Source organism: Microcoleus sp. bin38.metabat.b11b12b14.051 (assembly GCF_013299165.1).
Classification (GTDB): domain Bacteria; phylum Cyanobacteriota; class Cyanobacteriia; order Cyanobacteriales; family Microcoleaceae; genus Microcoleus.
On record NZ_JAAFKD010000002.1, the window covers coordinates 1 to 13,098 of the forward strand.

The following is a 13,098-nucleotide window of genomic DNA, read 5'->3' on the forward strand; positions in this document are numbered from 1 at the left end:
ACATTACGAAAGTGATGGTGTGCAGGGGTTTTGACCCATTTTAGCTGCATTGCTTGCACTTTTTGAGGATTAAAACGAGCCAACGTCTCTTGCTGTAAGGGTTTTAGGCTTTTTCAGCAAGCCCTACTTACTACTGCTAAAGTTTGCAGCACGAACGGCAGAGTCAGCGCTAAACGGAGGGGTACGCTACTGTAAAATTTGGCGATCGACCGGATATTTTTTTGCATTAATATAATAAATAATAGCTTGAGTGTTCAGGGGTGCAGCACAAATCTACTGATTCTTGCATTTGAGCGCAATTAGTAATTAGTTCCAGCTAATTGTCGATCGCGAATTCTGCTAATATTAGCTCTCCCGGATGCGTGATGTGATAAAAAGCACCGATTCAAATATGGCTCAATTCCACAATCACAAGCATTGTACCTCATGCTAAAAATCTCCGCTACACAATTCTTTCCTGCGACTTTAGGCGATCGGGCGATCTGTCCCGCAATCTTTAACTAAATCAACCCCTCATCCCTCCAGCTCCAGCATCCATTTGTTACATTCATTAAATTAGGCCAAAAATCCGCCCCCAACTTCCTTGATTCTGTCACTCATTTGAGTTACCTCAGACAAGCGTCACCAGAAAAAGCGACTGTGAAACCGCTTTCGCTCCCAGCTACAACTGGGGAATAGCAGGTTCAAACGACTTGCCAACCACTAATCCCCAACAAAATCATGCAAAGCACAAACGAAATTCAAGCTCAATTACCTCAGTGTTCTTCCTTGCCCACACTGCGACGCAATAATAATACCACCGCCAATAAAGACGTGCGCTATCTCCAACAATCGTTAGTTAAAAAAGGATATTCCCTATCAATTGATGGATTATTTGGAGCCAAAACTGAAGCAGCAGTCATCGACTTTCAAAAGAAAAAAAAGATTGCTGTTGATGGCATTGTCGGTCAGCAAACTTGGAATTACTTAGACGCTTGCGCTCCCACCGGTTGTTAAATCCAACTTAACTAATCTTGGACGCACGGCTAGCAATCACCGATTTTTTTTACAAAAATACTAGGTTCGATCTACGTAAAAACGGTAAATCACCTGGCTTTTGCTTCTCAATAGTGCGTCTGGGACAGTTAACATTTTTTGCCAACTTCTCTGCTTTCAAACGACTTGCACACCACTAATCATTCATGTTTAAAAAGCAAAAAAAGATGGTGTGGATGTTGTCGGCGAGAGAACTTGGAGTCAATTAGGAGCTTGCCACACAGGCGGATGTTAAATCACTTAACATTTTTACCTGTTACTGTGCTTTTCAACAAACTTGCAAACAACCAAGGTTAAATCAAATTATGCAAACTACAAACGCGATTAATCTCGAATTACCTTCTTGCCGCTATTTTCCCCTACTCCAACGCAACGATGCAGTCACTCAAAATGAGGATGTCCGCTACCTCCAACGACTGTTGAATGTCAGCGGAGCTTCGCTAAATACTGATGGAGCTTTCGGCGCCAAAACCCAGCGAGCAGTTATCAATTTTCAACAGGAACAAAAGATAGCTGCTGATGGCATTGTCGGTCAGAAAACTTGGAATAAATTCGGGGTTTGTAGCACTGTATTTTAAACTTTGTACAACCATATTTTGCACTTAGTAGGGCGTGCAGTGCGCGCCCTATTTTTTATAGCAAGTGCGCCAAACGTTGGGGGCGTCTTAAATTGCCAAAATTGCGATCGATTGCTTTTCTCCTCGATAACTACAACCTTCTTCCTACCATAAGAGCGACTTGTGTGGCTTCGGCTTCGCGAGCTTTATATCCTTTACATTTGTTACATCCCGTATATTGTACGTTGGCCCAACTTCCTTGTTCCTTAAAGGAAGCGACTTATTTCTCCGTCCAAGCTTCCACCCCAGACCACCCCTCCGGCGATCCGTACATTCGATATTTGCGAGCGCGTTTGAAGTAGAGCATTGCTACTCGATCATCAGGATTGATTTGTAAAATGTTTTGAAATATTTTTTGGGCAGCCACAAATTTTTGTTGGTAGTAAAAATTTAGACCTTCTTGAAAAATCTCGGCAGTTTCCTGCTTGAGTGCAATACTTTTGTCTGTTTCTGTATCGTAAATTTCAAACACCGACACAATATTGGTCTTTCCTTTCACTTTTACGCGATCGACAAATCTGTAGTTATATGTTTCTGGATCGTCGAGGCGATCGATTATTGCACCGCTAACCAAAATTCCCGCCCCGTACACTTTAGTCAATCCTTCCAAACGAGACGCCAGATTCACCGCATCAGCAATCACCGTACTTTCCATCCGCTCTCGCTCCCCAATTGTACCCAACATCAAATTGCCCGCGTGCAAACCAATGCCGATCGCGATCGGAAACAAACCGTTTTTTTCTCGCTCCAGGTTAAAAATATTCACTTGTTTTTGCATATCAATTGCCGCTCGCACACCATCGGATGGAAATGTGGGAAACAAAGCCATGACTGCATCCCCAATGTATTTGTCAATAAACCCATTATTTTTCCTAATTGCAGGACTTACCTTACCCAAGTAACTATTAATAAATGCAAAATTATCCGCAGGTTTCATCTGTTCTGAAATCGACGTAAACGAGCGAATATCAGCAAATAGCACAGTCATATCCCTTTCCTGATTGTCGCCTAGTTTTACTTCCACAATACTAGGCTTTTGCAGCAAGCTTAGAAAATCGTGCGGCACAAACCTACCGTAGGCGGCATTCAGTTTAGCCAGACGAATTTGCGTGTTAATTCTCGCGACCAATTCCTTTTTAATAAAAGGTTTAGTTACATAATCATTTGCTTCTAAGTTAAAAGCTTCCACCAAGTCGTTAGTTTGATTTTTTGCCGTCAGCATCAGAATCGGCATTTCTAAAGGCGAGTATTTTTTTCGCACTTCTCGACACACTTCATAACCAGTCATGTGCGGCATCATTACATCGAGTAAAATCAAGTCTGGCTTCAATCCTGTTTCAATCAGATTTAAAGCTTCTCTGCCGTTGCTAGCTTGAGTTATGTAATAGTTTTCTATAGAAAGATTGTTGGCGATTACTTGAATATTAATTGGTTCATCATCGACTACTAAAACATGGATTCTTTCACTTTGTTTCAAATTATTTTTGCCTAAAATAGGATAATTGATTATAGATGATTGGGGAGCGAATCCAGCAATTAAAATCGCAGATTCCTCAGTTAAACGCGGCTGTATGCTGCTAAATTCTGCTTGACTCTCAGCTACGGGCAAAGTAAACGTGAATTGCGAACCGGCGCCTACAGTTGAAGAGACTGAAAGTCTACCTCCGTGCAATTCAACTAATTGCTTGGCAACGGCTAACCCTAAACCAGTGCCGCCATATTCTCTAGAAGTGGAACCGTCGGCTTGCTCAAAAGATTCAAAAATTCGCTGTAATTTATCTTCTGGAATGCCAATGCCGGTGTCGGATACAGTAATGGCTAATTGCGAATTCAGCGGTGATTTTGGGTTTCCCGTTACTAATTCGGCTGAAATTGCAACGGTACCGCTTTCTGTAAATTTAATCGCATTGCCGATTAAATTATAAAGTATTTGTTGCAAGCGATTTTCGTCGGCTGCTATGGGGGGCAATTCCGGAGCGACTGAGTTAATCAATTGCAATTTTTTTTGAGCCACCAATGGCTGGGACAAGGTAATAATTACAGAGACTATTTCTCGGACACCGACGGACTTGATTTGCAGTTCGATAGTTTTGTGTTTTAGCTGAGAAAAGTCTAGAATATCGTTAATTAAAGAAGACAATCTTTTTCCTGACGACGCAATCAAACCCAAGTTGAAATTTGTTGTTTCTAGCAGTTCTCCCGTAGCGCCATCTATTAAAGATTCTGCAATCCCAATAATGCCGTTGAGGGGAGTGCGAAGTTCGTGAGACGTATTGGCTAAGAATTCGTCTTTGAGTTTGTCAAGTCGCTGCAATTCAGTATTTTTAGTTTCTAGGGCAGTAAAAGATGCTTGCAGTTGTGCTGCCATGCTGTTAAAAGCCGCGGCAAGTACGCCCAACTCGTCGGAGCGATCGAGCTTGACAGTTCTGTCAAATTGTCCTTCAGACAAAGCTATTGCGGCATCTTTTAGCTTTAAAATAGGTCTGATAATCCAGCGAGAAGTGAGGATTCCTAGAACTGTTGCCATTCCCAAAGCCGCCACACACAGCAGCACGGTAGTGCGGTTGTTGGCGTGAATTTGTTCCATAAAGTCGGCTTCAGGAACCACGACAACAATCAGCCAGTCTAAACTTTTGCCGTCTTTGAAAGGCAGGACTTTTAGAAATTGGGGTTTGCCGTTTATTTCAAAACTTAGCTGCTGCGGGTCTTGAATTCGGTAAAAATCCTGAAATTGAGTGGCTAAGTATTTAGCTGTAGCTTGAGTTACTGTATCGGTACTTTCTGTGACGTTAAACAGTTCTTTTTTATCGTTGCGCGATCGGAATGGTAATTCTCGACTGGAAGTTGCCAGTAGCATTCCATTCTTTTGAATAATAAATGCCTGACCTGATTTGCCAATGTTGAGGCTATTTAAAAAGAAACCGATGCTATCGAGACGCAAGGCTGCGATTAACACTCCTTCTAATTGTTTTTCGCTATCGTAAACTGGCTGGAGAGCGCTGAGGATTAATGTTGGTTCTAAGAAGGATACATACACCGAACTCCAGGTTGGTTTAGCTTCTAAAGCGGCATAGCTATAGGAAGGATGCTCTCGAATATCAAAGTTTTTGACAGTGGCTGCTACTGATGCGCGATCGCCCCGATCATTCGTATTGTAGGAATAAAAATCAAAATTTGTAGATGGCCCGGATGCGTTAATCAGTAAAGTGCCATCTGACATCTTTTCTCCGGTGCGGTATTCCCCATCCTGATTGCCTACAGACGTAAAATTTATGTAAGGATATAACTGCACTTGCCGCCACAAATACTTTTCCCACGCTGACAAATCTTTCATGTTCACAAAACCCAGTTTCACTGAATCCAGCTTGCTTTGATTGATTTGGTGCGGAGTTTCTAGATAACTTTTCAAATTTTGCTGGATGCGATTGCTCACCTCACCCATCAACTGATCCGCAAGGTCATTTACCGCTTTTTGAGAGTTCCTAAAGGATAAATATCCTACAATTCCCACCGCAGCAAATACTTGCAACACAAACGGAACTATGAGTACAGTTTGCAGCGTTGCTTTTCCTGAAAGTTTGGCAACTAAGCGCTTGATAGAAAAAGTTGACATAACATTAATTTAGGGTGAAAAACACAGTTGACACTAGATCGAATTTGCACCGCTTTGAAGTATTGTAAAGGATTTTGTACAGGCAGAAAACTTATATCCTGTCGAGCAGATTAACACCACGCCCACGGTTGGTAGTGCGTCTTGGCGTCCGCTATGCGGCTGCGGACGCCAGGACGTACTACAAACAGTTTTTGTTATTGTAATCGACCGGACATGATATTACACAGGGAATGTTTGGTGCTCGGTTCCTGGCTGAAGCCATGTCAAACCCCATATTTTTTAGATGAGCGGGCTGATTTTTGACATGGCGTTATGCAGTACATTCGAGTTGGAAGTCATAGCATTTCAAATTTGAAATTTTTCAGGGAATGACTTACTGCATAAGGGGTATAAGTTACCCCACCGCTGCATTTTTTTGAATTGGTATCAAAAGTAGCCTATTCTAGGGTGTGAGTTTCCGCGAAACTGCCAACTTTGGTACCTCATATTTCGACCTGAATATATTATGCCTGAGTCCAGTGATAAAAAACCAGATAAACAGGTAACAATTTTTGGCATCAGCTTGATGTTACTTTTATTACTTGTTGTCTAGAGCTTCTATGCCCGACCACCCCTCTGACACTCCATACATTCGATTTTTCAGAGAGCGCTGGTAGTAGAGTGCTGCTAACTTATCTTGAGGATTAGTTTCGCAAATCTTTTTGAATATTTTTTGGGCTTTACTAAAATTTTTCTCGAAATAAAGCTCCAAACCTTTTTCAAAAGCCGCGGCAGTTTCCTGCTTGAGGTCCATGCTTTGTTGTGTTTCTGCATCATAAATTTCAAACACCGAGACTACAGATTTTTTTCCTTTTACTGTGACTCTATCTACAAATCGGCACAAATATTTTTCTCGATCGCCCAAATGCTCTAAAATTGATTCGCTGACTAGAATTCCCGAGCCGTAAACCTTAGTCAATCCTTCCAAACGAGAGGCGAGATTCACCGCATCAGCAATCACCGTACTTTCCATCCGTTCTTGCTCGCCAATCGTACCCAACATTAAAGTACCGACGTGCAAACCAATGCCGATCGTAATTGGTGCGTAATTGCTTTGTTGTCGGTGCTGGTTGTAAGTAATAACTTGTTTTTGCATTTCCACTGCCGCCCGAACAGCATCATCTGCCGACTCAGGAAATAGTGCCATAATCGCATCACCAATATATTTATCAATCACACCATGGTGAGCGCGAATTACTGGACTGACTCTGCCCAGGTAACTGTTGAGAAAATTAAAATTTTCTTGGGGAGTCATCGCTTCGGAGATAGTCGTAAATGAGCGAATGTCAGAAAATAAAATTGTCATTTCTTTCTGAATTTGATCGCCGAGTTGAACATCAAGAATACTTTCGTGTCCCAAAAATCGCAGAAAGTCGTGGGGGACAAATCTACCGTAAGCTGCATTCGTTTTTGTCAGACGGATGTGAGTTTTGATTCGGGCCATCAATTCATTTTTGAGAAACGGTTTAGTTAAAAAATCATTAGCTCCTGCATTGAAACCTTGTACTAAGTCAGATACTTGATTTTTGGCGGTTAGCATCACTATTGGCAATTCGCTAGCGGCGAATTTCTCCCGAATTTTCTCGCAAACTTCGTAACCAGTCATCCGCGGCATCATGATATCTAGCAAAATTAGATCGGGCTTGTAGCCTCTGTCTATAAGCTCTAAAGCTTCTCTACCGCTGCTAGCTTCGGCGATTTCATATTTTTCTAGGAGTAAGTTGTTGGTCAATACCTGAATATTCACACTTTCGTCATCTACAATCAATATTTTTACCAAACTGTTTTGTTGGCGTTCTCGGTCGGCGCTCGTACTGTTATTATTAAAACTTACTGTAACTGTTTCATTAGTTGTTAAGTTGCGATCGTTGGCTCTAGAAAGTAAGGACTGCCGCACCGTTGCGGGCAAAGGCTGGTTATCGACATACTGATTTTGAGAAATTGGCAAACTAAATGTGAAATGCGACCCAACGCCGAGTTCTGAAGATACATGAATTTCACCACCGTGTAGTTCGACTAACTGCTTTGTCACTGCCAAACCTAAACCGGTTCCTCCGTACTCTCTGGCTGTGGAACCGTCTGCTTGTTCAAAAGATTCAAAAATGCGTTCTAATTTATCTTCAGCAATGCCAATTCCGGTGTCAAATACCGTAATTTGCAGTTTTGATCTAACAATTAAAGATTGCAGTTTACCCGTTACTGAATTTAGCTCATATGCCAAATCAGGGGATGTTAATGTGATAGCATCAGCGGAAATTTGTACAGTACCAACATCTGTAAATTTAATAGCATTTCCAATCAAATTATAAAGGATTTGTTGCAAGCGGTTTTCATCGGCATCGACTAAGGGAATATCGGCAGGAACTGCATTAATCAACTGTAGGTTTTTGGTACCAATTAGAGGTTGAGACAAAGTTACCACGATATCGACAATTTCTCTGATGCCGACGGGCTTGATTTGCAGTTCAATGTTTTTGTGCCTGAGCTTTGAAAAGTCGAGAATATCGTTGATGAGATTGGTCAGTCTCCTACCGCTAAATGCAATCATTTCTAAATTAGAAATTGTTGCTTCTGGCAATTGTCCTGTAGCGCCGTCGATCAAAGACTCAGTTAACCCGATAATTCCGTTAAGTGGGGTGCGAAGTTCGTGAGAAGTGTTGGCTAAAAATTCGTCTTTGAGTTTATCAAGTCGCTGCAATTGGGCATTTTGATGTTCTAATTTGGTAAAAGATACTTCCAACTGACTGGCCATGCTGTTAAAAGCATTTGCTAATTTTCCGAGTTCGTTAGATGCCGCAATATTTACCCGAGTTTCAAACATTCCGCTACTCATTTTAGTAGCTGCGGATGTCAGGGATTTTAAGGGATTTGTGATCGATCGCGCAAAAGCGACTCCCAAGCCCACGGCGACGAGGGCGCTGGCGGTGGTAACTGCACCCATGACGTAGATGAGCGATCGCACCGGAGCGTAAGCTTCGGCTGTAGGTAGCTCTACCACCACCATCCATTGTACCCGACGGACGATCGCACCGATCCCCATCACTTCCTCCCCGCGCCAGCCTCGATAAACCAGGGGAGATTGCGTCCCCGAAGCCACAGCTAATTTGGATAAATCTCCCACAAACGATCGCCCTTTCAAATCTTGCAGCAAATACGGATTAATCTTGGTTCCGGGTTGGGAAATCAGCACCGAGCGGCGATCGAGAACGTAGCTGTATCCAGTTTTTCCCACTTGCGCCCTAGCCGCAATTTGAATTAAAAAATTGAGACTAACTCGCGCAAATAATACGCCAGCAACTTGATTTTTACTGTCGCGAACTGGCACAGCTAAGTTAACAACATTAACCCTTGTCTTCAGATCGACATCTACGGGACTAACATAATTTTTAGCCTGCCCTAACGTCTCCCAAAATACAGGTGCATCTCCCGAAATTCCCGCTAAACTCAAGCTAGATATCGAGAAAGATTCGTAAGGAGACATCACCTGTACGACTTTACCTTTACTGTTAAAAATTCCCACCACTTCGTAGGCGCTGTTGCTGTTGATTAATCCTTCAAGAATGCTGCGCTGAGTTTCAGCATTAAATTCTGTTAAACCGCGCAATTCTGACAAATAATTGAGTTGGCGCTGCAAGTTATCCAAATAAGCGCTAATTTGGGCAGCAGCAGCTTGCGATCGCTCGTACTGAAGCTGTTTTGTCTGTTCTATTTGTGCGCGAAAGCTGAGGTAAGCTAACGTACTTCCCGCCATCAATACGCTTGCCACAACAATCGAGACAAAACCGTAACGCAGTTGATTGGCAATTGAAGACATTTGATTCTGCCACTTAACAGTTTGAACTTTTTCTCTAGAATACACCCAGTTGTATTTTGAATACTGGCGCGAGCGCCACCGCTGATTTATTGCTACCTCTGCTCGATTTCGGGTTCGAGCTCGCAACCGCCAAAAGGTTAGAAATTTTTGAATAGCCCTTTTCCCACGAGCTCGATTCCTGCTGACTTCTAACTTCAGCTATAAATCTAATTTTTGTTTCCACAGGGCATCTTCAATCCAAATGCGATCGGAAAGAATTCCCAACCGAAAGAAAATTTCAGCAATCCGCTGCTGTTCTTCAACAGCCCTGTCTTGAATTGGCAGCAAATCGTAGCTGCGGCTTTTACTTAATATTATAGCTGTGGTTCTTTTCATTCCGGTTCTAGTGGTGATAAATTCCGCTGCTCGCTCTGGATTTTGAGTTATCCAGTTACCCATCTGTCGCGTTTCTTCCATTACTGTTTTCACCAGCTCGGGAAAGTCGCTAGCAAAAGAGCGACTTGCAAAATAGAAGTTTCTGTCATTAATCACCCCCTCGCTCTCAGCCAAAAAATGAACGGGGACAGTTTCTTGTAATTTAGCTAAAAACGGCTGCCAAATTGCCCAAGCATCCACCTCCCCTCTCAGAAATGCTTCCTGAGCTTTTGGCGGAGACAAATCGACAAATTGGGCATCTTGTAACTGCAAGCCACCTTGAGTTAACGCCCGAATGAACAAATAATGAGCTGCGGTTTTTTTAGTTGCTGCTATTTTCTTGCCTTTGAGATCCGCCAGACTCCGAATAGGAGAATTGTCAGGAACTATGATCCCAATGCTTCCAGGCAAACCTGAGTCATTACCAATATAAACAAAAGGTACGCCGTCTGACTGGGCAAAAATCGGCGGCGCGACTCCCGCATAGCCCAGATCGATTTTTCCTTTTCCTATTGCTTCTAAAATTGGCGGCCCGGCGATAAATTCCGTCCATTCTACATACCAACCCATTTTTGATAAACGCGCTTCCAAAGAGCCTTTAAATTTGAGATAAAACAGCGCTCCCAAGGGCTGATGACCGATTCTGACAACTTTTGTTAAGTTTGAGGAGGAATTTTGGGTTTTTGCTGTTAAGTTATTTGTCAGCTCCAAGCCGCAACTAAAGAGAGCTAAACTCAAACAAAAAAATAGCATAAATTGCCACAGACTTGTCCGAGCAAAAGGCTTGATAATATTTTGAATTAAATGCGATAATTTAAACATATAGCCGAGTCTCAGAAAGATGAGGTACTATCCGGAAAACCGGGCATAGGGCATAGGGCATAGGGCATAGGGCATAGGGCATGAGGCTCTCCTCACTTTTTTGAGAACCCCTATAGTTTTCCTGTGGCTGTTGAAAGATAGTCAAAGTAGGTTTTGCACAAATAATTTTCCAGATTTATTTGAGATGAATTAGATTATTCGGCTAACTTCTTGGTGTTTAAAATGTCGAATTAAAAAAAAATATTCGGCAGGCTGTCCCTGAAATTAGCTGCACAATTAAGCTATATTATACCAGATTTCAGGAAAGTAAGAATTGCTATGGCTGACTCTATTGCTGATCGCTTGGAACAATACACGATAAAAAGACCTCAGGAAGTTCTAATCGTCAAGGCCCAAATTGATGGGGAATTCGACGAAATTGCTATTTTTAAAGGCTTTTCTAGCTCCCTGGTACGATCGACCGCCAGCGATCCTGAGGTTCCTGTTTTACCGTCGGGCGCAGAGATTCTGAGTGTCGATCGGCTAGAGAGTCCCTACAATCCAAATAACCCCCGCTATCTTCAGCAGGGGCTATCTTGGGAAACAATGGGATCGCTATTGTCCGAGGCCGGAGTTTAGCACTCACAGCACGAGGGACACAACATTGTTGTGTCCCTAGGGCGATCGCTACAGCGTACCGCCAGCAGCTTGGAAACGAGCTCTCGCGCGTTTGATTGCTTGCTTAGCTTGAATTTGCTCTTGCAAAGTGCCGCTAGCAGACTTGTCCAAACGAGCTTCTGCTTCGGCGTAAGCAGTACGAGCAGCTTCTTTATCAATCGTTTCGCCTATTTGGGCGCCGTTGACAAGAATAGTAACTTTGTTTTCTTGGATTTCAGCAAAGCCGCCCATCAGAGCAATAGACACCCATTCCTTACCAGGACGGACGCGCATCACTCCAGTATCCAAAGCCGTCAACATCGGAGCGTGACCGCTCAAGATACCCAATTGGCCAGTCGTGCTTGGCAGAATTACTTCTTCAGCATTAGAATCCCACACAGTTTTGTCTGGGGCCACTACGCGCACAGTTAATGTCATAAATAGCGAATTGAGAATTGGGCATTGGGCATTGGGCATTGGGCATTGGGCATTGGGCATTGGGCATTGGGCATTGGCCAAACAGGGCATTGGGCATTAGTTATTTGTTAGTTCCAATAACTCATTACCAATTACCCATTACCAATTACCCATTACCTATTACCCATTACCTATTACCCATTACCTACTTTCTACTTAGCGTCAGCCTTCATTTTTTCAGCTTTGGCGATCGCCTCACTGATATCGCCAACCAAATAGAAAGCTTGTTCCGGTAACTCATCAAGTTCGCCAGCCAAAATCATTTGGAAGCCCTTAATGGTATCAGCCAGCTTGACGTACTTACCGGGGGAACCGGTGAATACTTCCGCCACAAAGAACGGTTGAGACAAGAAACGTTCGATTTTGCGAGCGCGAGAAACGGTCAAGCGGTCATCTTCAGACAGCTCGTCCAAACCCAAAATCGCAATAATATCTTGCAATTCCTTGTAGCGTTGCAAAATAGACTGCACCTGACGCGCCACACCGTAGTGTTCTGCGCCTACAATGCTAATTTGCAACATTGTGGAGGTAGACTCCAGGGGATCAACAGCCGGATAAATACCCTTGGCAGCCAAACCGCGAGACAACAAAGTTGTAGCGTCCAAGTGAGCAAAAGTCGTAGCCGGCGCTGGATCTGTGAAGTCATCCGCAGGTACGTACACAGCTTGAACCGAAGTAATCGAACCTTCAGTAGTCGAAGTAATCCGTTCTTGCAAGTCGCCCATGTCTGTACCCAGAGTCGGCTGATATCCCACAGCCGAAGGCATCCGACCCAACAGAGCCGATACCTCAGATCCCGCTTGCACGAACCGGAAGATGTTGTCAATGAACAAGAGTACGTCTTGCTTGCTGACATCGCGGAAGTATTCGGCCATCGCCAGAGCCGACAGGCCCACGCGCATCCGAGCACCAGGTGGCTCGTTCATTTGACCGTATACTAGGGCAATTTTCGACTTGCTGCGGTCTTTTTCGTCAATAACCCCAGATTCGATCATTTCTTTGTAAAGGTCATTACCTTCACGGGTGCGCTCGCCCACACCGCCAAACACGGACACGCCGCCGTGAGCCTTAGCGATGTTGTTCACGAGTTCCATCATAATTACGGTTTTGCCGACGCCTGCGCCGCCGAACAAACCGATTTTACCGCCGCGACGGTAGGGAGCCAAGAGGTCGATGACCTTGATCCCTGTTTCAAACACCGAAGGCTTGGTTTCTAGTTCGGTGAAAGCCGGCGGGTTGCGGTGGATGGGCATACTTTCGGAAGTATTGACCGGGCCGAGGTTATCTACGGGTTCGCCGATGACGTTAAAAATGCGGCCGAGAGTCGGGATGCCGACGGGAACTTGGATCGCTTTCCCGGTATCTACTACTTCCATGCCGCGCATCAAGCCGTCGGTGGTACTCATGGAAACTGCACGCACTTGGCTGTCTCCGAGGAGTTGCTGAACTTCGCAGGTAACAGAAATGTCTTGACCTGCTTCGTTTTTGCCGGCGATCGTAATAGCGTTATAGATTTGGGGCAGTTTGCCGCCTGGGAATTTTACGTCTACAACTGGCCCGATGATTTGGGTGATGTAGCCTACGTTCGTTTTTGTTGCGGTGGATACCATGAATAGTGCCTTTGTTAGGAT

At 43.9% G+C, this 13,098-nt stretch carries 8 protein-coding genes; 3 read left to right on the forward strand and 5 right to left on the reverse strand.

Annotated elements, in window-relative coordinates:
• Positions 1-720 precede the first annotated feature (720 nt).
• Both QZW47_RS02605 and QZW47_RS02610 read left to right on the forward strand, forming a co-directional pair.
• Complete coding sequence (locus tag QZW47_RS02605; RefSeq protein ID WP_293123433.1) at positions 721-996, forward strand: peptidoglycan-binding domain-containing protein; 276 nt, start codon at positions 721-723, stop codon at positions 994-996.
• Between the two features lie 344 nt (positions 997-1,340).
• On the forward strand, positions 1,341-1,613 hold the full coding sequence (locus QZW47_RS02610) for a peptidoglycan-binding domain-containing protein (protein ID WP_293123436.1): 273 nt from the start codon (positions 1,341-1,343) through the stop codon (positions 1,611-1,613).
• 259 nt (positions 1,614-1,872) lie between these two features.
• Here QZW47_RS02610 and QZW47_RS02615 read toward each other — a convergent pair whose 3' ends face one another.
• From QZW47_RS02615 to QZW47_RS02625, 3 genes are all read right to left on the reverse strand, one after another.
• The gene (locus tag QZW47_RS02615) at positions 1,873-5,265 is read right to left on the reverse strand and encodes an ATP-binding protein (RefSeq protein ID WP_293123439.1); all 3,393 of its coding nucleotides are present in this window, start codon (positions 5,263-5,265) and stop codon (positions 1,873-1,875) included.
• A gap of 577 nt (positions 5,266-5,842) precedes the next feature.
• Positions 5,843-9,118 (reverse strand): response regulator, encoded by a 3,276-nt coding sequence (locus QZW47_RS02620; protein WP_293123442.1) that lies wholly within the window; start codon positions 9,116-9,118, stop codon positions 5,843-5,845.
• 198 nt (positions 9,119-9,316) lie between these two features.
• A complete protein-coding gene (locus QZW47_RS02625) occupies positions 9,317-10,354 on the reverse strand; it encodes an aliphatic sulfonate ABC transporter substrate-binding protein (protein ID WP_293123445.1) in 1,038 nt (345 codons plus the stop codon).
• A gap of 318 nt (positions 10,355-10,672) precedes the next feature.
• Between QZW47_RS02625 and QZW47_RS02630 the strand changes: the two genes are divergently transcribed.
• Positions 10,673-10,972, forward strand: coding sequence for a hypothetical protein (locus QZW47_RS02630; RefSeq protein ID WP_293123448.1), 300 nt, complete (start codon positions 10,673-10,675; stop codon positions 10,970-10,972).
• Positions 10,973-11,020: 48 nt separating this feature from the next.
• Here QZW47_RS02630 and atpC read toward each other — a convergent pair whose 3' ends face one another.
• Together atpC and atpD are read right to left on the reverse strand one after the other, a co-directional pair.
• On the reverse strand, positions 11,021-11,428 hold the full coding sequence (gene atpC, locus QZW47_RS02635; RefSeq protein ID WP_293123451.1) for an ATP synthase F1 subunit epsilon: 408 nt from the start codon (positions 11,426-11,428) through the stop codon (positions 11,021-11,023).
• 191 nt (positions 11,429-11,619) lie between these two features.
• Complete coding sequence (atpD, locus tag QZW47_RS02640; protein WP_293123456.1) at positions 11,620-13,077, reverse strand: F0F1 ATP synthase subunit beta; 1,458 nt, start codon at positions 13,075-13,077, stop codon at positions 11,620-11,622.
• Between the last annotated feature and the right edge of the window lie 21 nt (positions 13,078-13,098).